The sequence below is a fragment of the Dyella flagellata genome (genome assembly GCF_030160275.1).
In the GTDB taxonomy this organism is placed as follows: Bacteria; Pseudomonadota; Gammaproteobacteria; order Xanthomonadales; family Rhodanobacteraceae; genus Dyella_B; species Dyella_B flagellata.
The window spans coordinates 14,845-34,680 of record NZ_BSOA01000039.1; the positions used below are offsets into that span (position 1 = coordinate 14,845).

At 62.4% G+C, this 19,836-nt stretch carries 19 protein-coding genes; 9 read left to right on the forward strand and 10 right to left on the reverse strand.

All coding sequences use genetic code 11. The features are described 5' to 3' along the window. Nucleotides 1–12 precede the first annotated feature (12 nt). The 7 genes from hisD to hisIE all read left to right on the forward strand — a co-directional run bounded on the left by hisD (nt 13) and on the right by hisIE (nt 6,318). Entirely contained in the window at nt 13–1,320 is a 1,308-nt protein-coding gene (gene hisD / locus QQJ96_RS16105; protein WP_284333043.1) for a histidinol dehydrogenase, read from the forward strand. Then, nucleotides 1,317–2,366 (forward strand): histidinol-phosphate transaminase, encoded by a 1,050-nt coding sequence (hisC, locus tag QQJ96_RS16110; protein ID WP_284333044.1) that lies wholly within the window; start codon nt 1,317–1,319, stop codon nt 2,364–2,366. The genes hisD and hisC overlap by 4 nt, the downstream gene beginning before the upstream one ends. Further along, a complete protein-coding gene (hisB, locus tag QQJ96_RS16115) occupies nt 2,363–3,427 on the forward strand; it encodes a bifunctional histidinol-phosphatase/imidazoleglycerol-phosphate dehydratase HisB (RefSeq protein ID WP_284333045.1) in 1,065 nt (354 codons plus the stop codon). The genes hisC and hisB overlap by 4 nt, the downstream gene beginning before the upstream one ends. Continuing rightward, a complete protein-coding gene (hisH, locus tag QQJ96_RS16120) occupies nt 3,427–4,017 on the forward strand; it encodes an imidazole glycerol phosphate synthase subunit HisH (protein ID WP_284333046.1) in 591 nt (196 codons plus the stop codon). Before hisB ends, hisH begins: the two co-directional genes overlap by 1 nt. Before the next feature lie 162 nt (nt 4,018–4,179). Next, nucleotides 4,180–4,908, forward strand: coding sequence for a 1-(5-phosphoribosyl)-5-[(5-phosphoribosylamino)methylideneamino]imidazole-4-carboxamide isomerase (hisA, locus tag QQJ96_RS16125; protein ID WP_284333047.1), 729 nt, complete (start codon nt 4,180–4,182; stop codon nt 4,906–4,908). Beyond that, a complete protein-coding gene (hisF, locus tag QQJ96_RS16130) occupies nt 4,902–5,693 on the forward strand; it encodes an imidazole glycerol phosphate synthase subunit HisF (protein WP_284333048.1) in 792 nt (263 codons plus the stop codon). Before hisA ends, hisF begins: the two co-directional genes overlap by 7 nt. After that, the gene (gene hisIE, locus QQJ96_RS16135) at nt 5,686–6,318 is read left to right on the forward strand and encodes a bifunctional phosphoribosyl-AMP cyclohydrolase/phosphoribosyl-ATP diphosphatase HisIE (protein WP_284333049.1); all 633 of its coding nucleotides are present in this window, start codon (nt 5,686–5,688) and stop codon (nt 6,316–6,318) included. The genes hisF and hisIE overlap by 8 nt, the downstream gene beginning before the upstream one ends. Nucleotides 6,319–6,394: 76 nt before the next feature. Here the strand turns inward: hisIE and QQJ96_RS16140 are convergent, their stop codons facing one another. The 4 genes from QQJ96_RS16140 to QQJ96_RS16155 all read right to left on the reverse strand — a co-directional run bounded on the left by QQJ96_RS16140 (nt 6,395) and on the right by QQJ96_RS16155 (nt 9,423). Continuing rightward, a complete protein-coding gene (locus tag QQJ96_RS16140) occupies nt 6,395–7,390 on the reverse strand; it encodes a C13 family peptidase (protein ID WP_284333082.1) in 996 nt (331 codons plus the stop codon). 16 nt (nt 7,391–7,406) lie between these two features. After that, nucleotides 7,407–8,093 (reverse strand): acireductone synthase, encoded by a 687-nt coding sequence (gene mtnC, locus QQJ96_RS16145; protein ID WP_284333083.1) that lies wholly within the window; start codon nt 8,091–8,093, stop codon nt 7,407–7,409. Nucleotides 8,094–8,221: 128 nt separating this feature from the next. Next, on the reverse strand, nt 8,222–8,779 hold the full coding sequence (locus tag QQJ96_RS16150; protein WP_284333050.1) for a 1,2-dihydroxy-3-keto-5-methylthiopentene dioxygenase: 558 nt from the start codon (nt 8,777–8,779) through the stop codon (nt 8,222–8,224). After that, a complete protein-coding gene (locus tag QQJ96_RS16155; protein WP_284333051.1) occupies nt 8,776–9,423 on the reverse strand; it encodes a methylthioribulose 1-phosphate dehydratase in 648 nt (215 codons plus the stop codon). Before QQJ96_RS16155 ends, QQJ96_RS16150 begins: the two co-directional genes overlap by 4 nt. Nucleotides 9,424–9,580: 157 nt before the next feature. On the opposite strand from QQJ96_RS16155, the gene QQJ96_RS16160 reads away from it, so the two are divergent. Beyond that, a complete protein-coding gene (locus QQJ96_RS16160) occupies nt 9,581–9,913 on the forward strand; it encodes a high-potential iron-sulfur protein (protein ID WP_284333052.1) in 333 nt (110 codons plus the stop codon). Nucleotides 9,914–10,312: 399 nt separating this feature from the next. On the opposite strand, the gene QQJ96_RS16165 is transcribed toward QQJ96_RS16160, so the two are convergent. The 3 genes from QQJ96_RS16165 to QQJ96_RS16175 form a co-directional block, all read right to left on the reverse strand. Next, a complete protein-coding gene (locus QQJ96_RS16165; protein WP_284333053.1) occupies nt 10,313–11,782 on the reverse strand; it encodes an amino acid permease in 1,470 nt (489 codons plus the stop codon). 78 nt (nt 11,783–11,860) lie between these two features. Beyond that, a complete protein-coding gene (locus QQJ96_RS16170; protein WP_284333054.1) occupies nt 11,861–13,345 on the reverse strand; it encodes an amino acid permease in 1,485 nt (494 codons plus the stop codon). 202 nt (nt 13,346–13,547) lie between these two features. Further along, nucleotides 13,548–14,564, reverse strand: coding sequence for a transporter family protein (locus tag QQJ96_RS16175; protein WP_284333055.1), 1,017 nt, complete (start codon nt 14,562–14,564; stop codon nt 13,548–13,550). Between the two features lie 108 nt (nt 14,565–14,672). Between QQJ96_RS16175 and QQJ96_RS16180 the strand changes: the two genes are divergently transcribed. Continuing rightward, complete coding sequence (locus QQJ96_RS16180) at nt 14,673–15,203, forward strand: NUDIX hydrolase (protein ID WP_404649114.1); 531 nt, start codon at nt 14,673–14,675, stop codon at nt 15,201–15,203. A gap of 64 nt (nt 15,204–15,267) precedes the next feature. Here the strand turns inward: QQJ96_RS16180 and QQJ96_RS16185 are convergent, their stop codons facing one another. From QQJ96_RS16185 to QQJ96_RS16195, 3 genes are all read right to left on the reverse strand, one after another. Then, complete coding sequence (locus QQJ96_RS16185; protein WP_284333056.1) at nt 15,268–15,789, reverse strand: 3-hydroxyanthranilate 3,4-dioxygenase; 522 nt, start codon at nt 15,787–15,789, stop codon at nt 15,268–15,270. A 96-nt stretch (nt 15,790–15,885) separates the two neighbouring features. Further along, nucleotides 15,886–17,235, reverse strand: a complete 1,350-nt coding sequence (locus QQJ96_RS16190) for an SGNH/GDSL hydrolase family protein (RefSeq protein WP_284333057.1) — start codon at nt 17,233–17,235, stop codon at nt 15,886–15,888. Then, a complete protein-coding gene (locus tag QQJ96_RS16195) occupies nt 17,236–19,818 on the reverse strand; it encodes an acyltransferase family protein (protein ID WP_284333058.1) in 2,583 nt (860 codons plus the stop codon). Nucleotides 19,819–19,836: the final 18 nt, after the last annotated feature.

Here is a 19,836-nt window from a genome sequence, read left to right on the forward strand (position 1 = left end):
GACTCCTCGGCGATGAAACGAATCCACTGGAACACTCTAAGCGAAGCCGAGCGCAACGATGCGCTGGCACGGCCTGCCCAATCGCGTGCGGAGGAACTGCGCCATGGGGTTGAACGCATCGTTGCCGAAGTGCGTGCCAACGGCGATACGGCGCTGCGCGAACTTTCCGCCCGATATGATCGCTGTAGCTTGGACGCGATCGAAGTCAGCGAGGCGGAATTCGCGGCTGCCGAGGCCAAGCTGGCGCCGGAACTGAAAGCGGCCATCCGCGAAGCTGCTGCCCGCATCGAAGCTTTCCACCGTGTCGCCGCGCCGCAGCCGGTGGGGGTGAACACCGCCGTAGGCGTGCGCGTGGAACGAGTTCTTCGCCCCATCAGCCGCGTCGGCTTGTATGTGCCGGCCGGTAGCGCGCCGCTACCGTCCACTGCGCTGATGCTGGGTGTGCCAGCGCGTATCGCGGGCTGCCGCGAAGTGGTTTTGTGCTCTCCGGCGCGTGCGGATGGCACTTGCGACGAAGCCGTGCTGTTTGCAGCGCGTAGTGTAGGCGTGCATCGCGTGTTCAAGCTCGGCGGCGCGCAGGCGATCGCGGCAATGGCCTATGGCACTGAAAGCGTGCCGCGTTGTGACAAGCTGTTTGGTCCGGGCAACGCTTGGGTGACCGAAGCGAAATTGCAGGTGTCCTCCGACCCCAACGGCGCGGCCATCGATATGCCGGCGGGTCCCTCCGAAGTGCTGGTGATTGCGGATGCGCAGGCCAATCCCGTGTTCGTCGCGGCAGACCTGCTGTCGCAGGCCGAGCATGGGCCGGATTCGCAAGTAGTGCTGGTCAGCCCTTCGGCCGCGCTGCTGGACAAAGTCGCTGCGGAAGTGGACCGCCAGTGCGCGCAATTGCCGCGTGGAGCGATCGCGAAACAGGCGTTGGGGCAAAGCCGGCTGATCGAAGTCGAATCGCTGGCGCAGGCGGTGGAAGTCAGCAATCGCTACGCGCCTGAGCATTTGATTCTGCAAGTGAGCGGCGCACGCGAGCTGGTTGCCAGCATCGAAAGCGCAGGCTCGGTCTTTGTGGGTGCGTGGACACCCGAATCGGTAGGCGACTACTGCAGCGGCAGCAACCATGTATTGCCCACCTACGGCTACGCGCGCAGTTACAGCGGTGTGTCGGTGGCCAGCTACCAGAAGCAGATCACCGTGCAGGAGCTGGATCCCAATGGCTTGCGTGCGATTGGTCCTTGCACGGCCACGCTGGCGGCGGCAGAACAACTTGAAGCACATCGTCGCGCAGTTACGCTGCGCCTGGCTGCGCTGGGGACAAGCTTATGAGCGTGCTGGACCTGGCGCGACCGGAAATTCGCATGCTTGAGCCGTATTCCTCGGCTCGTATGGAAGCCAGTGGCGGGCAGATCATGCTCAATGCCAACGAATCGGCCTGGGAACCTGTGGGCGAGGCGAGCGCGGGTTGCAATCGCTATCCCGAGCCGCAGCCGCAGCCCTTGTTGCAGGCCTTGGCCGAACTCTATGGCGTGCAGCGTGAACAGCTGTTCGTCGGGCGCGGCAGCGATGAGGCAATCGACTTGCTGGTGCGCGCCTTTTGCCGCGCGGGCGAGGATGCCGTCGTAATCCAGCCGCCAACATTCGGCATGTATGCGGTCTGCGCGCGGATCCAGAACGCGGCCGTGATCGAAGCGCCGCTGGCGCAGGATTTCAGCCTGGACATCCCGGCTTTGCTGGGCGCGATCACGCCGGCGGTGAAGCTGGTGTTTCTGTGCACGCCGAACAATCCCAGCGGCAAGTCGATTTCGCGTGCGGCGATCGAACAGGTGGCGCAGGCTTTGGCCGGCAAAGCCATGCTCGTCGTGGACGAGGCATATATCGAGTTTTCGGATCAGCCGAGCGCGATCGAGCTGATCGGCCGCCATGAGCACCTGGTCGTGCTACGCACCCTGTCCAAGGCCTGGGCGCTGGCCGGCGCGCGGATCGGCAGCCTGATTGCCAGTCCGGAAGTCATCGCCCTGATCCGGCGGATCATGCCGCCGTATCCGCTGCCGTTGCCTTGCGTTGCGGCAGCTCAGGCAGCGTTGTCGTCAGCCGGGCAAGCCGCAGCGCGTTCCCATATCGACACTGTGCGCGAGCAGCGTGGGCTCATGTACCGTTCGCTGGCTGAGCTTCCTGGCGTGCGTGAAGTGCTGCCCTCGGATGCCAATTTTCTCGCGGTGCGCTTTGATGATGCCGGCGGGGTCTATCGGCGTTTGCTTGAGGCCGGCATCGTGGTGCGGGATGTGCGCAAGTATCCGAATCTGCGCGATGCGTTGCGCATCACCATCGGTACACCGGAGGAAAATGCGCGAGTGCTCGGGAGCATCTCTTGAACCGCAAGATACTTTTTGTCGATCGCGACGGCTGCCTGATCGAAGAGCCGGCCGACGAGCAGATCGACAGCTACGAAAAGCTGGCCTTGTTGCCCGGCGTAATAGCGGCACTGCAACGCATCGTCGCTGCGGGCTACGAACTGGTGATGGTCACCAACCAGGACGGCCTGGGTACGGATAGCTTTCCTGAGGAGCAGTTCGACGGCCCGCATGAGCTGCTGATGCGCATCTTCGCCTCGCAGGGCGTGCGTTTCCGCGAAGTCTTGATCGATCGCAGTTTTCCGCATGAGGGCCTGGACACGCGCAAGCCCGGCATCGGCATGATGCGGGAATACCTGGCCGACGACGGTTGGACTCGTGCCGGATCGGCGATGGTGGGCGATCGCGAAACGGATCTGCAGTTCGCCGCGAACCTGGGGGTGCGTGGCTTCCGCGTTGGACCCAAGGGTATTGGCTGGGGAGAAATCGCCCACCAATTGCTTGACCGGCCACGCGTTGCCGAAGTGCTGCGTCACACCAAGGAAACGCGCATCAAGGTTCGGGTGGACCTGGATGCCCAGGCCGAGCCCGTCGCGCATACAGGGCTGGGCTTTTTCGATCACATGCTGGAACAGATCGGCAAGCACGGCGGGTTTGCGCTCGACCTGCGCTGCGATGGCGATACCACGGTGGATGAGCACCACACCATCGAGGATTGCGCGCTCGCGCTGGGACAGGCTCTGCGCCAGGCGCTAGGCGACAAGCGCGGCCTTGGCCGCTATGGCTTTACCTTGCCGATGGATGAGTCGCTGGCCACGGCTGCGCTGGATCTTTCGGGGCGTCCGTATTTCGTCTTCGAAGGGCAATTCCCGCGTGAACGGGTGGGTGACGTGCCCACCGAACTGGTGCCGCACTTTTTCCGCTCGTTGTGCGACACCTTGGGCGCGAACCTGCACCTCAGCGTGAAGGGCGACAACGCGCACCACATGGTGGAAGCCTGCTTCAAGGTGACAGCGCGTGCGCTGCGCCAGGCGATGCGCCGGGAAGGCGATGAATTGCCGAGCACGAAGGGAGCGCTGTAATGAGCGTGGTCCTGGTCGATGCGGGCGGCACCAATATCGGATCGGTGCGCTATGCCTTGCAGAGGCTTGGTGTGGACGCCGCGTTGACCGCTGATGCCGAGGCCATTCGTACGGCGGATAAAGTCATTCTGCCCGGCGTTGGTGCCGCCGCGCCAGGCATGGCGCGGTTGCGCGAGTTGGGCCTGCTCGATGTGATCCGGTCCTTGACGCAACCGGTGCTTGGTGTGTGCTTAGGGATGCAGCTGTTATGCGATGAGTCCGAGGAAGGCGATACCGCATGCCTCGGCTTGATACCGGCGAGTGTGCGCAAGTTCGAAGAGGCGCCGGAACGATGCGTGCCGCACATGGGCTGGAATCGTCTGTTACCGCTTGCCAGTCATCCTTTATTGAAGCAGCTGCAAGAGGGCGATTGGGCCTACTTCGTACACAGCTATGCGGTGCCGGTGGGAGATTACACGCTGGCGAGCAGCGACTATGGTGTGGCGTTTTCGGCGGTGATCGCGCGCGGGAATTTTCATGGCATGCAGTTTCACCCGGAGCGCTCGGCGCGGGTGGGAGCGAGGCTGTTGAAGAATTTTCTTGAGCTTTGATCCATGTGTTCGTTGCGCGATTAACTCCCTCCTCTACGTGCAGTAGGGGAGGGCTGGGGTGGGGTGAAGCCCTCAACCTTGCGGCAAGCTCGTGCAACCCCACCCCAACCCTCCCCTGCTTGCAGGGGAGGGAGCCAGGCAACCGGTTCCAAAGGGAGTGTTATGAGCTTTGAAGTCATCCCTGCCATCGACCTGCGCGGCGGCCAAGTGGTCCGTCTGCGCCAAGGCGATTACGCCCAGGAAACCCAATATGCGTCGACACCAGGCGAATTGGCGGCGAAATACGCCCACGCCGGAGCCCGTTGGTTGCATGTCGTGGATCTTGATGGCGCACGCGCGGGCGATCTGGCCAATCTCACGGTCATCCAGGCGCTGGCCAAGGCGGGCATGCAAGTCCAGGCCGGCGGCGGAGTGCGAGCGGAGGAGGATGTGCGCCGGCTTTTCGATGGGGGAGTGAGCCGCGTAGTGGTGGGTAGCATCGCCATTCGAGAGCCGGAGCGTGTAGCGGAATGGCTGAACAAGCACGGAGCGGAGCGCTTCACCATCGCGTTGGATACACGCCGTCGCGACGATACGTGGACTTTGCCTAGTGCAGGTTGGACCGCGGATGAAACGCGCACGCTGGACGAGCTGGCGCCTTGGTACGCAGCGCATGGTGCACGTCATTTGTTATGCACGGACATCGAGCGCGACGGGATGCTGGCTGGCTTCAACCTGGAGCTTTACCGGCATCTGGCGCAGACGGTGCCGCAGTTGGCGGTGCAAGCTTCCGGCGGGGTGCGTTGCTTGGACGACATTCGCGCGGCACGTGCAGCCGGTGCGCGTGGCGTAATTCTCGGACGCGCCCTGCTGGAAGGGCGCTTTACGCTGGAGGACGCCCTGGCATGCTGAGCCGACGCATCATTCCCTGCCTGGACGTGCGTGACGGCAAGGTCGTCAAGGGCGTGCGTTTTCGCGATCACGTAGTGATGGGCGAAATTGTCGACCTGGCCTTGCGCTATCGCGACGAAGGTGCGGACGAACTGGTGTTCTACGACATCACCGCCAGCCCGGAAGGGCGCAGCGTGGACCGCGGCTGGGTGGAACGCGTGGCGCGCGAGATCGATATTCCGTTCTGCGTGGCGGGCGGCATCCGCTCGGTGACGGACGCGCGCGAAGTGCTGCATGCGGGGGCGGACAAGGTGTCGATCAACTCGCCGGCCCTGGAGCGGCCCGATTTGATCGATGAACTTGCCGCCGCTTTCGGTGTGCAATGCGTGGTGGTCGGGATCGATTCCATGCGCGACGCCGATGGCGAGTGGCGCGTGCGCCAGTACACCGGCGATCCCTCCAAGACCCGTTCGCTGGCGAGGCGTACGCTGGATTGGATGACCGAGGCACAGCGCCGTGGCGCAGGCGAAATCGTACTCAACTGCATGGATACGGATGGCGTGCGCCAGGGCTACGATCTGCTGCAACTGACGGCGGCGCGCAAGCTATGTTCTGTCCCGTTGATCGCCTCGGGCGGGGCCGGGACCATGGCGCATTTTCGCGACGCGTTCACGCAGGCTCGTGTTGATGGTGCCTTGGCGGCCAGTGTTTTCCACAGTGGCGCCATTGCGGTACCCGACCTGAAGCGCTACCTGCAGCAGGCAGGCGTAGTGATTCGCCTGCAGGAGACAGCCGGCCATGAATGAAACCGTGAGCAACTTCGATACGCTCGATCTCAATCAGATCGACTGGAAGAAAACAGAAGGGCTGGTGCCCGCCATTGTGCAGCATTGGCTTTCCGGTGAAGTGCTGATGCTGGGCTACATGGACCACCAGGCGCTCACTTTGACGCAGACCAGCAGCATCGTCACGTTCTACAGCCGCAGCAAGCAGCGCCTGTGGACCAAGGGGGAAAGCTCGGGCAACGTGTTGCACTTGAAGTCGATCCGCGTCGATTGCGATGGCGATACCTTGCTGGTGCTCGCCGATCCGCACGGGCCGACCTGCCACCTTGGCACCCGCAGCTGTTTCGGCAACGAAGTGCGGCCGCCGCTGGGCTTTCTGGCCCAGCTGGATGCGCTGGTGGCCAGCCGCAAAAGCGAGTTGCCCGAAGGCAGCTACACCACCAAGCTGTTCCACGGCGGAACACGGCGGATTGCCCAGAAGGTGGGCGAAGAAGGCGTGGAGACCGCGCTTGCCGCCGTGGCGCAAGGTGATGACGAACTGTTGGGTGAGGCGGCGGATCTGGTGTTTCATCTCACCGTGTTGCTGCGTGCGCGGGGATATGGGTTGGCGGATGTGGCGCAGGTGCTGGTGGAGCGGCACGGGTAGCGTTGCGTAGGCTGGGATGACAATCCCAGCTTTGGCAAGTATGCATGCATGGTAATGCTGGGATTGTCATCCCAGCCTACTGCGAGGACGGAGGAGGATTGAATCGCACGGCCGGTCCTGGCCTCACTTCCTTGCGCCACGTAGCCAGCTGCTGCGTGATGCCAGTACCGATGTCGATCTGCGGCTCCGACGGGGTGAGCTTGTCTTGTTGCTCCCAATCGGAAATATCGCGCTTGGCAAGCTGGAAGGCGTCGACAAAGTTGTCGGTCTTGTTCATGGCATCCACCAGCCAGGCTTTGCCGAAATAGGTGATGTCCGAATCGCTGCCACAACCGAACGAACTGCGATCCGTGCGCGCAGCCGTCAGCACCAGCGTGCCGGGGCCACGCAGTTCGGGTACGAAGCCGCCGGAGTAGCAGGCGTTCACCACCACCACTTTCCACTTGAACGGGCGTTTTTTCAGGATGCCGGCGAGGTCCGGTGCGCCAATCTGGTCCAACGGCAGCGGGTCCATGTCGACCAGCAGGTTGTGGTCTTCATCGCCGTGGGAAGTCATGTACAGCACCAGGATGTCCTGCTCCGGCTTCATCACGGTGCTGAGCTGATCAAGTGCAGCTTCGAGGTTGCTCCAGCTGGCCAGCGGGTGCGACTGCAAGGTCCCGGGATTGTTTTCCAGCACCAGCGCGTGCGCAGTAGGGCCGAAGCGCCGGGTGAACAGCTGAGCGGCGTATTCGGCTTCGTTGCGAAACACGTCTTCGCCGCCATCGCCGGCGAAGGCGACCAGGTACAGATTGGTCTTGTCCGGTATGCGTGGCGACAGTTTGGACACCGCCTGGCTCAGCAGGGCCGGTTGGGAGTAGATCACTTGCTCGGGGGAGGGGCCCTGGCTCGGCCAATTGTCGCCGTTGTCGTTGTCTTCCGTATCACTGGTGGACGCGGAAGGCGCCGGGGCCGAGCTGCTGGCTGCCACGCTCGGTGCTGCATGCTCCGGTGGTGGCCGGTGTCCGATCACCACCAGCATTACCAGTACGCCGGCGGCGAAGGAGAGCAGGGCGGTCAGTACGGTGCGCATGCGCATGGCTGTCGCCTCAGGGCTGGATGGCGTCGAAGCTGGTGTAGGCCGGGTGTTTGGGCTGGGGCGGAAGCTCCAGCGGCGGCCGCAGCAGCCAGCCGGTTTGCAGGCCGGCGGCGCGGGCTGCGTCCAGTTCCTGCTCCACGTCGGACAGGAACAGCACGTGCTCGGGCCGCTCGCCGATCGCCTCCACGATACGCTGGTAGGAGACCTGTTCGCGCTTGGGACCGGTTTCGGTATCGAAGTAGCCTGCGAACAGCGGGGTAAGGTCGCCGGACTCGGTGTGGCGGAACAGCAGTTTCTGGGCCTGTACGGAGCCCGACGAATACACGTACAAGTGCAAGCCCTCGCCGCGCCATGCGTGCAGGCGCGCGGAGACTTCCGGGTACATGTGCGAGCGGTATTCGCCGGTCTCGTAGCCTTCTTGCCAGATCATGCCCTGCAAGGCCTTGAGGGCGGTGGATTTGCGGTCTTCGTCGATCCAGCGCAGCAGCAGCTCGATGATTTCCTGGCGGCTCGCTTCGATGATCCCGGCCTCCTTGGCCGCTTCGTGCAGCCAGTGTTGCACTTCAGGCCGGTCGCCATGCGTCTCCACGTAGGCCGGCAGACGCTTGCGCGCATACGGGAACAGCACGTCCTTGACGAAACTGATCGAGCTGGTGGTTCCTTCGATGTCGGTGACGATGGCGCGGATGACGGTCATGGCAGCGGGGAGCAAGAGGGGCTCCCAAGCTTAGCGTGCGCTTGCGCGGGTGCAAGCGGCTGATTTCCTAGGCTGCGATGGAGGTCCCAGCATCGTCATCGGCGCGAAAGCTGGGATTTCATCCCAGCCTACGCCACGGTCAGTGGCCGCATCCGTGGGAATTGCTGGGCGATATCGGAACCGGTGAAGTTGGCCACCCAGCCGTCCTTGTTGGTGAACAGGCGAATCGCCACGAAATAGGGGGCCTCGCTCATGTCGAACCAGTGCCGGGTGCCGTCCGGTACGCCGATCAGGTCGCCCTGTTCACACAGGACGTCATAAACCTTGCCGTCGATGTGCAAGGTGAACTGGCCCGCGCCGGCGACGAAGAACCGCACCTCGTCCTCGCTGTGGGTGTGCTCGCTCAAGAATTTCTGGCGCAGCGCGGCGCGATCGGGGTGGTCCGGCTTCAGGCTGATCACGTCGACCGCCTGGTACCCCTCTTCGCGCATCAGGCGATCGATGTCGGCGCGGTAGGCGGCGATCACTTCTTCCTGACTGGCGCCGGGGGTGACCGGCTGGCTGGCTTCCCATTGCTCGAAGCGTACGCCGACCTTGCCCAGCTCACTGGCGATGCCGGCGTGATCCTCGTGCACCGAGAGTGGGTTGTGCGGCTGCTGTTCGTCGAAAATGCGCAGGCGGCTCATGCGTTCAGTCTCTTAAGATCGAGTTCGCAGCCGAGCAGGAATTCCAGCGCCTCCAGGTGGCGGCGCGCTTCGGCCATGTCATGACCCCAGGTATAGATGCCGTGGCCGTTGATCAAGTAGGCGTGCAGCGGTTTGCCCGATTCGATCCAGGCATCCACTTGCGCCACCAGTTCGGGCATGTGCTGGGTGTTGGGAAAGACAGGAATGTCCAGCACGCTTTCATGGGTGGTGTGGCCGCGTATCGCCTTTTGCAGTTCCCAGCCTTGCAGCCGGATGATGCCGTCGGCGGCGAACAGGCGCGAGGCCACGCTTTGCGTGCGCGAATGCGTGTGCAGTACCACGTTCACTTCGGGCCAGCGGCGATACACCTGCGTGTGCAACTCGGTTTCCGCGCTGGGGCGTGAGCCGGTGCCGACGGCCTTGCCGTGCATGTCCACCAGCATGATGTCATCGCGCCCAAGCTTGCCCTTGTCGCGCCCGGAGATTGTTATTGCGGCGTGATCGTTGTCCACGCGCATCGAAAAGTTGCTGCTGGTGGCGGGCGTCCAACCCTGCTGCGCCAGTTCGCGCGCAGCGTCGGCGATCGCGTCCGCGCGCTCGTAGAACAGTGCAGCGGGAATGGAGGCGGGCAGGTCTTGGCTCATGGCAAATGGACGTCCAAATGGAAGGCGACTATAGCACGGCAGGAAAAGTGCTAAATGCGAGTTATTCGCGAAAGGGCCCCGGTGTGTCGCATGGCGTTAGGATGCGGGGAGCGTCGCCGCAGTCCCCGCGGCGGACTTTCGTGCCATGAGGGTAGATATGTCAGGACAAGAAGATATCGCGTCACGCCGTCGTTTCCTCAAGCTTGCCGCCGGCACCGCCGCCGCGGCAGCACTGGTCAGCGGGTTGCCGCGCGTCGCACGCGCGGATGATCTGCCGCATGTTTCCGATGCGGATCCTACGGCCAAGGCGCTGGGTTACGTCGAAGATGCCAGCAAGACCACCGATGCCAAGCACAAGCCTGGCGATAGCTGCGCTAATTGCCAGTTTTACACCGCTGCCGCATCGGGTTACGGGCCATGCCAATTGTTCCCAGGCAAAGCAGTGTCGGCGAAGGGCTGGTGCATCTCGCATACCGCCAAGCAAGCTTGAAGCTCGTTTGAGCCAAACAAAGGCCGGCCTCGCGCCGGCTTTTTTTGTGGAAGTGTTAGGCACACATAAAAAAACGCCTGTACGAGACAGGCGTTTGTAAAGAAACGAAGGGGTGTTGCTGAAAGGTGCTACCCGGACGCGCCAGGTCGAGGAGCTAGCTGGCCTGACGCGCCGGGTCGCGATCCGGGGCCCACTGCCAAGTGATCAACCCACGGGCTACCGATGATACTCCGGTTGACGGAAATACGGCGGGCTGGGGTAGGAAAATTCTTGTGCTTGAAATTTTTATCTTTAAATTTCAATAAGTTAAGATAAAAATCCGAGACATTACCTTCAGTTCATTAAAACGCTGTTAGCTGTCAATTGACGCCCGTTCACGTCAATTGATGACAGATCGCTTCAAATAACCGACGTTTGCCCCTTTATCGTGTCATTGGCAAGACGCAGGCGACTATGGCGAACCCCATAGGTGAAATAAATCGCAAGGCCGAACAGGGTCCAGACCACCATCAGGGCCCAGTTGAACCAATCGAAGGTGGCCAGCAGGGCGGTACAGCTCAGCACGCCGCCCACACAGATAACGTGCGCCCACGGCACGCGGAAGGTACGGGGCATTTCCGGCGCGGTATAGCGCAGGATCAGCACGCCGGCGCACACCGCCACGAACGCGATCAGCGTACCCATCGAAGTGAGGTTCGCCAGCAGGTCGAGCGGGAAGATGGCTGAGAGCAATGCGATGCTGCCGCCCGTGATGAGCGTGTTGATATGCGGTGTGCGATGGCGCGGATGGATACTGCTGAATATTCGGGGCAACAAGCCATCGCGTGCCATGATCATGAAGATGCGTGGTTGCGCGATGATCATCACCAGGATCACCGACGACAAGCCGATCATTGCGCCGATTTCCACGATCAGGCGCAGCCAGCCAAGTTCGGGGTGTGCCTTGATCGCGGTAACGACCGGCTCGGGGGTGCCAAGTTGCGTGTAGGAAACGAGCCCGGTGAGCACCGCGGCCATCGCCAGGTACAACACCGTGCAGATGACCAGCGATACCAGGGTGCCGAAGGGGAGATCACGTTGGGGGTTTTTGCATTCCTGGGCGGCGGTCGAGGTGGCCTCGAAGCCGATATAGGCGAAGAAAACCATGCCGGCACCGCGCAAAATGCCGCCCCAGCCGTATTTATGATCGCCCTGCGCCGCCGGAATGAATGGATGCCAGTTGGCCGGATCGACGTAGCGATAACCAGCGATCACCACCACGATGATCAGGCCAACCTTCAACAGCACCATAAAGAAGTTGATGCCGGCCGATTCGCGAATGCCGATGTAGCACACCCAGGTCAGCGCCATCACGATGGCGACCGCGGGCAGGTTGAACAGGTGCCCGGTCGTGACCAGCGCGCCATTGGTGTACGCAAAGGGGGCGTCGGTGAGCGCGGGCGGCAGATGAATGCCGACGTGGTCGAGCAGGCTGACGAAGTAGCCGGTCCAGCTGGCGGCCACCGCCGAAGCGGAAATGCCGTATTCCAATACCATGTTCCAGCCGATGAACCAGGCTACCAGTTCGCCCAGGGTGGCATAGGCGTAGGAGTAGGAACTGCCTGAAATCGGAATCAGCGTGGCGAATTCCGAATAGCACATCGCCGAGAAGCCGCTGCAGATCGCGGCGAGGATGAACGAGATGAGTACCGCCGGCCCCGCATGATCGGCTGCGGCCTGACCGGTCACGACGAAAATACCCGTGCCGATCACCGCGCCAATGCCCAATGCGGTGATGCCCCAGGGACCGAGTGTCCGGCGCAGGCTAGGGCCGTGCGCATTTTCATCTTCGGAAAAATCGGTTTTGCGGGCGAACAGCTGTTTCAGCATAGGTATCCCTGAAAGAAAGCCGGCACGGTGGGTTTCACCGTGCCGTATCAGATTCACTCAATAACGCAGCGCACGAGCTTAGGCAGGTTCGGTGCCGTTGGCCAGGTGGCTCTTGCGACGGCCGTAGAGGTAGTACACCACCAGGCCGAAGATGCCCCAGCCGAAGAATACTTCCAGTGTCCTCAGCGGCAGGTTGATGAAGAGCAGCAGACAGCCGGCCACCGCGAGCGGGCACACGACCCACACCAGCGGAGTGCGGAACGGACGCTTACGCTCAGGCTGCGTGACGCGCAGCACCATCACGCCGATGGCCACCATCATGAACGCGAACAGCGTGCCGGAGTTGGTGATGTCGGCAAGCTGGCCGACCGGATAGATCGCGCCGAACAGCGACACGAACAGGCCGGTGGTGAGCGTGATCACATGCGGGGTATGGAAGCGCGGATGGATCTTGGCGAATGACGCCGGCAGCAAGCCGTCGCGCGCCATGGTGAAAAAGATGCGCGTTTGGCCATAGGTCATGGTGAGGATCACGGACGGCAAGGCAATGCTCGCAGCAAAGCCGATCATGTCGCCCCACCAGTTGTGGTGCAGCACGCGCAGGGCATGCGCAAGGGCTTCCTTGCTGCATACCAGCGCTTCGGAAGCTTTACAGGCGGCCGCCATTTCCGGGGTTCCCGGCTGCAGCATCACGCCACCCGGGCCGGTCACCGGCTGCGCACCTACCGAACCGATGGCGCCATAGCTCACCAGCAGGTAATAGACGGTGCAGATGCCGAGCGAACCGATCAGGCCGATCGGGATGTTCCGGTTCGGATTCTTGGTTTCCTCGGCGGCGGTGGAAACGGCATCGAAACCGATGTAGGCGAAGACAATGGAAGCGGCGGCGCCCAGTACGCCGATGCCACCCATCGGGCTGCCCCAGCCGTTGGGTGTGAAAGGCTGGAAATTCGTTTCGTGCACGCTGGGCAGGGCAATGACGATGAACACGGTCAAGGCGATAACCTTGATCAGCACCAGGAACGAGTTCACGGTGGCCGACTTCGACGTGCCGATCACCAGCAGGAAGGTGATCACTGCACCGATCAGGAAGGCCAGCAGATTGAACATGCCGCCATCCATCGGGCCGGCGCGAAGGAATGCGGGCAGTCCTAGCCCGTGGCTGGCGAGCAGGCCGTTCATATAGCCCGACCAGCCCACGCATACCGTGCTGGCGGCGATCGTGTATTCCAGGATCAACGCCCAACCGACGATCCACGCGAGACCTTCGCCGAGCACGCCGTAGGTGTAGGTGTAGGCGGAGCCTGCCACCGGAACCATCGAAGCGAGTTCCGCGTAAGCCAGGGCGGCCAGCGCGCAGACGATGGCTGCAATCACGAACGAGACCATCATGCCCGGGCCGGCTTTCTGACCCGCTTCCGCCGTCAGCACGAAAATACCGGTGCCGATGATCGCGCCCATACCGAGCATGGTGAGCTGGAATGCGCCGAGCTGTCGCGTGAGCGACTTCTTTTCGGCGGTGGCTAGAATCAGGTCAAGTGGCTTGACGCGTTTGAATAGCATTAAATGCTCCCCATGAGAACGACTGCCTCATTTTTTCGACAGCTATTGAAATCGACCCGAGGGCTCGAGGCATCAGCGAACCATAGCCCAGCCCAGGGCGCTGGTACAAGCTGCATTGCGGTTAAATGGCCTTGGTGGTGAACCCTCGGGACACGCTTTTTTCGAGGCCCGATGGCACTTGCGTTTTTTGCTGCGAATCGTTTCAGAACGCCATGTTGAAAGCCGCCATGGGCGTCATGAACGCATCGTTGTCGCGTCCGGCGAAGCTCAATTGCACGCCGGCAATCAGACCGAAGCGATCGTTAAAGTTGTATTCCGCGGCGGGCGCCAAACTGTACACATTGCGCGAGCTGGTGCGCCGCTCAAAAAGGGTCAGCTTGTCGCCGCCGTTCGTTACTCCACGCAACTGGGACGAGCCGGTGCGGTCGTAAGTCAGGTCCAGGGCCAGTACCCATTGCGAATTGATGCTGTACTCGGTGCCAATGGCTGCGCCAAAGCCCTGGCCCAGGCGGGCGATGCCGTGGAAATCCTTGGGTGTGCCATAAGTGCTGTAACCGTTCACGTTCACGCCGCTCGGCGGCAGGTTGTAGCTGAGCGAGGCGCGTACGCGCAGCGGGCGCTTATTTGGCAGCCAGACTATTTGTTGCGCCCTCAGCGAGAGGGTGTCGATATTGGCACCGTTGCCATTGGCATTGAACGGATTCTCGTCGAGCTGGTCGTAGTTGCCGGTAGGAAAGCGGTGGGCATAGAACACGGAAACAGCGGGCCTCTTTCCATCTTGGCCGGGAGACAGCAGCAGATACTGCGCGCCGACGGAGGTGTCACCGACCTTCCAGCCGTCCGTGCTCATGTTGCCGGACATGGAGTGCACTGCGCCGAGTGTGGCTTGTACCTGGAAGCGATCGGTGATGCCGTAGAACATCGGCAGAGAGAGTTGCCATTGACGCAGGCCAGGATGCACCGGCTGTTCGTTGCCGTTGCTGTCATAAACGGAATCACTCTTGTAATACAGGAGATAGGGTTCGATCAGCAGTGTGCCCTGCGGCAGATTCATCGGGTTGGGTGTTATCAACGGTCCGGTGAAATTGACGTCCGAATCCGAGCTGCTGGCTTGTACACAGCAACTGGTGGAAGCGAACAGCGATGCGAAGAGGATGCATTTCAAGCTTGAGCGATTCATCGCAAGGTTCTCGAGCGTGAGGGTGGTTTCGGCAGGCACGTGCCGGCCTACGAACGAAATTAATCAATGCCACGCGACCGAGCTATTGGATTACTTTTAAAATGCACCTGCGTCGTTTGTGTTTTTTGTCAGGAGACTTTCGTGACTTTGCATCAGACATTGCGCAGCTATGCGCAAGCTTTTCCCGGCGATCCGCACGTGCAGGCGTGCCTGGCGTTTCTGGAGCAGGCCGAGCGCCCCTTCGATCGGGAACATGCTTCGGGCCATTTCACCGGTTCGGCCTGGCTGGTGAGTGGCGATGGCGAGCGAGTGCTGTTGACGCATCACCGCAAGTTACAGCGATGGTTGCAACTGGGTGGCCATGCCGATGGCGACAGTGACCTGGCCGCGGTGGCGCTGCGCGAAGCAGCAGAGGAATCCGGGCTGCAAGGCTTGACCGTTGAGCCTGGCATTTTCGACGTCGACCGGCATTGGATACCCGAGCGCAAGCACGAACCAGGGCACTGGCACTACGACGTGCGCTACGTGGTGCGCGCCGGCGAGTGCGAAGGGTACCTGGTCAGCGATGAATCCCTGGCGCTTGCCTGGGTGCCTATCCGCGATTTGGCCTATGCCCAGGACACCGACGAATCGCTGCGGCGGATGGCGCGCAAGTGGCTGGTGCGCATGAGTGCGTAGGCCGGGATGGCAATCCCAGCATTACCATGCATGCCGCCTCACGATGCTGGGATTTCATCCCAGCCTACTCATAACGCGCCGGCGCCGGGTTGAAATGTCCGCAAGCCTTGCACGTGCGCGCTTCCTTCGAGGTATAGAAGCGATCGAACACCGGCGGGAAGTCGGTCTCGATGTTTTGCAGCGTGAAATATTCCGCGTACAGCGGGTGATTGCAGCGCTCGCAGAACCATAGCAAGCCGTCTTTTTCATGCCCGAGGCGACGGCGTTCGATCACCATGCCGACCGAATCGGGCATGCGTTGCGGCGAATGCGGCACGCGCGGTGGCAGGTAGAACAGTTCGCCGGCGCGTATGGGAATATCGCGGGCAACCCCTTCATCCTGCACCTTGAGAACCATCTCGCCTTCGAGCTGGTAGAAGAATTCCGGGCCTTCGTCGTGGTGATAGTCGGTGCGCGCGTTGGGGCCGCCCACGATCATGATGATGAAATCGCCATCGACGATGCATTTGTTGCCGACGGGTGGCTTGAGCAGATGGCGATGCTCGTCGATCCAACGTTGCAGGTCGATGGGTGGGAGTAAGGCCATGGACGTTTTCCGACGTGATGGGAACGCTTGGGAATCGCCAGCTCAGTTTAAGCGGGCAGGTGTGGATGATCCATGCGATGCCCGCCGCCGTCCAATTCAGGGCGTCCAGCCAAGGCTGTGGGCCAGGGCGTGTCCCGTGCGTCGGTAGCCATCGGGGCTGAGATGGATCAGGTCACGTCCCATCAGGCTTGGTTGCGCATGCGCCCAGCCATAGCTGCCGCCCTGGCCACCCATCAGGTCCTGCCAGCTCCATGCAACGCATCCGAACCGGCTGCCGACCGTTCGCTGGATCGTTTCGATCTGGTGATGGATGCGACTGTAGGCCAGCAACGGCAATCTTCGGTCTTTGCCGGCACGCAGCACGCCACGGTCGGGCGGCCCGACGAGGAGGCACGACGCGGAAGGAAACACCTGCCGCACGTTGGTGAGCGCCTTGGTCAGCAGGGCAGCGTACTTGTCCGCATCGAAGTCCTTGTCGGCACCTTCGTTGGTGCCGTATTCGAGCGCCACGCCGTCGTAGCCCACACCATGCAGCGTTTGCGCGATCACCTTGGGATTGGCATTGGCCCAACCCTTTACGGTGGCGGACGGCAGGCCGTACACGTCGAAAGTGACGTCAGGCAGCTTCACGGGTTCGAGCATGAAACCATGCAGTACCAGCTTGCCTCGCGCTACACGCAACTTGAGCGTGGCAATGGGATGATCGCTGCGTACCGTCAACAGTTCGCTGTCGGTGGTGCTGTCTAGCGTCAAGGTGTGCGTACCGCCGTCGTCGATGGAGTAGTCGACGGTTGCGCCTTGTGGCGCGTCATAGACCATCTGCACCTGTTGCATTTCGGCTTCGCGCGAGGCGTTGCGCAGATCCAGCCAGAGATAGCTCTCCGGGCCGCCCTCGACCACGCGGTCGGCCAGTGCGGGGCCGATATCAAGCGGCGTCGGTGAGGTATAGGCGATTTCCGTGCTCCACGCCGAGCCGATGCAGTACGCCCGCAATCCCGGCAAGCTCACGTTCGCACGCCCCATCGTTGGAGGCAGAAAACGTGGCCCCACGCTCAGGCCCTTGTCACGCAGGGCGCTGATCAGCGTAGGCATGAACGGGCCGGCAGCGATGTGGCTGTCACCCCAAAAAGCAATGCGCCGCAGTTGGCCGTTGGCCAATTCCAGGCCGGGGATGGCGTGCCGATCGAGCACCGGCTGGTCGCGGATGGTGGTGTGCGCGAGCGGACCGAGTTCCGCATTGCTGGGCATCTGGTTGCCGGCCATGGATACCGTGGCGACAGGACTGGCGATGAGCGGCTTGGGGGCTGGTGTCGGGTGTGGGCAAACCAGGTCTTCGACCTGGCTGGCCGATGCTGGATGACATAGCGACAGGGCGAGTAGGCCGGCGCAGCAGGTTTTGATGATCAGCGAGCGTGATGTGGCTTGCACGCACCATGTTCTAGTCATTTACGGTTCCGATGCGGCCAGGGTTTCATCCAGCCCGTGTTGTTTCAGGTAGGCAAAGTGCTTTTTGCGCAGCTTCCTGGAATAGACGCCGTCCGTCGTCTCGCCGAGTAGCCGTTGCAGATCGCGCACTACTTCGCCGCGTTCACCCAGATGGAAGGATTGCGCGATCACGCTCTCCGGCGTGTAAGTGTAGGGCGAGGTCGAGGGCGGATGGCCAAGCGCCGCCACGCAGCGCCAACGGTCGAAACCCACCGGCTTGACCAGCACGCCTGCCGGACTGGTCCAGCCTTGGGTGGAAATGCGGTTGGCGACTTCGATCTGTTGTTCGGGCTTGGCCTCGCCCGGAGTCGGCGCGAAGTCGGTGCCGCCCCAGCTGGTCCAGTCTTCGAGAGTGATGCCCAGGCCACCCGAGTGCCGCCCGGCATGGGTCCAGTTGGCGTCGCTTTCGCACAGGGCCATCTTGCGCCAATACGCGTTGCTGGCAGCGGGCTGTGGGGCGAGCACCAGCGTATTGGAGGGGTGGATGGCCGGCGGGGGCGTTTCGTCCGGCGTTTTTTCGCGCGCTTGCGCGTTCTTCTCGTCACGTACCAAGTGGCCCGTGCGCAGGATGTCGGCGATGAATACGCGCTGGCCGATGGTCGTCAGGTGCACGCCATCGGATACGAAGTAGTCGGGCTGGTCATCGGAGACGTCGTTCCAGCGTACGACCACTACGTTGGGGAAATCGGGAGCAACGCGGTCGATGAGCGCGTTGTTGGCTTCCATCCAGCGGCGTGGCACGTGCGTGTTGACCAGCACCACGCGCTTGCAGCCGGCCAGCATGGAAAGCATCTCGCGCAGCTGGTCTTCCGTGACATAGCCATTGGTGCCCAGGTGCAGAAGTACGGCCGGGCGCACCAGGCCGGCGCTCTGCAACGCCTTCAACTGACGGATCAAATCAGCCGCCTGCCAGCCCATGGTGGCATGCACGTCCACGCCGGGCAGCGAGGCTTTAAGCAAGCGGCTGGCGCCCAGCAGCACCGAGTCGCCTATGGCGGTGACGTCGGCGCCTGAAAAAGTTTCCACGGCCGGGCCATCCGATGGCGCGTCTGCTTCGGGTGTTGGCACCGGCACGACCGGCTCTTCCACGGATGCTGTGGACGTGACAACCGCGGTGTCTGCGAGGCTGACGGTGAGCGCTGTGTACGTCTTCTTGCTCTTGGTGTCCTTGGCTGGATCGACCGGTGCGCTGGGATGGATGGGCGTGATCGGAGCGTCTACGCTCAGTGCCTCGCGCACGTCTTGTGCGGGGCTGGCATCGACCGGAGCCTGCCAAAGGATGACCCCCATGCTGCCGAAGGCGAGCGCGATGCCCAATGCCATGGCCAGTCCGCGCGACCACGCGTGGAGGCGACGCGACCGCAGGCGCGCGTCATGCAAGATGCGTCCGATGGCGCCGTGGCGGATGGGCATTTCGACGAAGCGGTACGACAGCGCCGCGATGACGACGGTAATGACGACGCGCAGGGCAAATGTTTCGTTGGCTCCCATTCCACGCAGGTCGATGCCAGGGCGCGTCAGCATGAATATGGGCCAGTGCCACAGATAGATGCCGTACGAGCGCTCTCCGATCCAGCGCAGTGGATGCACATCGAGCCAGCGCCCCATCGCCAGGGCGGGATGGACGGCGGTGGCGACCAAGGTGAGGCTCGCGATGGCGGCTAGCAGGAAACCCCATGGATAGAGCGTGGGAGTCTCTTCGCCCATCGTCGCGAACAGGGCGAACATGCCGACCAGCGCAGTCAAGCCGAGCAACAGGCCAAAGCCGCGTCCGGCCACGCCGGGCGATCGCAGGGATCGTGCAGGTTCCCACAGCAAGCCCAGCGCTGCGCCCAGCAATAGGGCGAAGGCGTGCGTATCGGTGCCAAAGTACAGGCGCGACGGATCGCCCTGGTCCGGATAACCCAGCTTGTGCGCCAGCAGGTACATCCAGGCCGCAGACGCCAGGCCAAGCAGGATGGCAAGGAAGGCAAGCGCGCGGCGACCGGCACGTGGCAACACCAGCAGCGCCAGCGGCGCCCACAGGATGTAGAACTGTTCCTCGATGGCGAGCGACCACAGGTGTTGCAACAGGGGAGGACGACCCATCGCTTCGAAATAGGAAGTGTTGGCGTGCAGCAGCTCCCAATTCGTGATGTACAGCAGTGAAGCGACACTATCGCCGCGCAGGTGCGGCAGGGCATCGCGCGCGATCAGGGCTGCGGCAACAACGATCGCTGCCATCATCAGCCACGAAGCAGGCAGCAGGCGCTTGGCGCGGCGCCAATAGAAATGGCCAAGATCCAGGCGGCCGGTGGCATCGACTTCCCGTGCCAGCAGGCCAGTGATCAGGAAACCGGAGATGACGAAGAACAGGTCGACGCCGAGATAGCCGCCGCGGGCCCAGCGGAAGTCGGCGTGGAAGAGCATGACCGCCGAAACGGCGATGGCGCGAAGGCCATCGAGTCCTGGAAGCCTTAGCGGGGCAGGCGAGACTTGGTCCGTGGCAACCCAGGCCGCGTCCGTTCGGCATTCCACTTCCTGCGGATATCTGGCGAGCAGCATGATTCCGTTCTTGGTTGC

Bases quoted from the DNA above. Each gene is read 5' to 3' on its own strand.
- QQJ96_RS16165 (WP_284333053.1), bottom strand. From the start codon at position 11,782: ATGCTGAAACAGCTGTTCGCCCGCAAAACCGATTTTTCCGAAGATGAA.
- hisF (WP_284333048.1), top strand. From the start codon at position 4,902: ATGCTGAGCCGACGCATCATTCCCTGCCTGGACGTGCGTGACGGCAAG.
- QQJ96_RS16155 (WP_284333051.1), bottom strand. From the start codon at position 9,423: ATGAGCCAAGACCTGCCCGCCTCCATTCCCGCTGCACTGTTCTACGAG.
- mtnC (WP_284333083.1), bottom strand. From the start codon at position 8,093: ATGACCGTCATCCGCGCCATCGTCACCGACATCGAAGGAACCACCAGC.
- QQJ96_RS16190 (WP_284333057.1), bottom strand. From the start codon at position 17,235: ATGACTAGAACATGGTGCGTGCAAGCCACATCACGCTCGCTGATCATC.
- QQJ96_RS16170 (WP_284333054.1), bottom strand. From the start codon at position 13,345: ATGCTATTCAAACGCGTCAAGCCACTTGACCTGATTCTAGCCACCGCC.
- hisD (WP_284333043.1), top strand. From the start codon at position 13: ATGAAACGAATCCACTGGAACACTCTAAGCGAAGCCGAGCGCAACGAT.
- hisA (WP_284333047.1), top strand. From the start codon at position 4,180: ATGAGCTTTGAAGTCATCCCTGCCATCGACCTGCGCGGCGGCCAAGTG.
- hisH (WP_284333046.1), top strand. From the start codon at position 3,427: ATGAGCGTGGTCCTGGTCGATGCGGGCGGCACCAATATCGGATCGGTG.
- QQJ96_RS16150 (WP_284333050.1), bottom strand. From the start codon at position 8,779: ATGAGCCGCCTGCGCATTTTCGACGAACAGCAGCCGCACAACCCACTC.
- QQJ96_RS16195 (WP_284333058.1), bottom strand. From the start codon at position 19,818: ATGCTGCTCGCCAGATATCCGCAGGAAGTGGAATGCCGAACGGACGCG.
- QQJ96_RS16185 (WP_284333056.1), bottom strand. From the start codon at position 15,789: ATGGCCTTACTCCCACCCATCGACCTGCAACGTTGGATCGACGAGCAT.
- hisIE (WP_284333049.1), top strand. From the start codon at position 5,686: ATGAATGAAACCGTGAGCAACTTCGATACGCTCGATCTCAATCAGATC.
- QQJ96_RS16160 (WP_284333052.1), top strand. From the start codon at position 9,581: ATGTCAGGACAAGAAGATATCGCGTCACGCCGTCGTTTCCTCAAGCTT.
- QQJ96_RS16140 (WP_284333082.1), bottom strand. From the start codon at position 7,390: ATGCGCACCGTACTGACCGCCCTGCTCTCCTTCGCCGCCGGCGTACTG.
- hisC (WP_284333044.1), top strand. From the start codon at position 1,317: ATGAGCGTGCTGGACCTGGCGCGACCGGAAATTCGCATGCTTGAGCCG.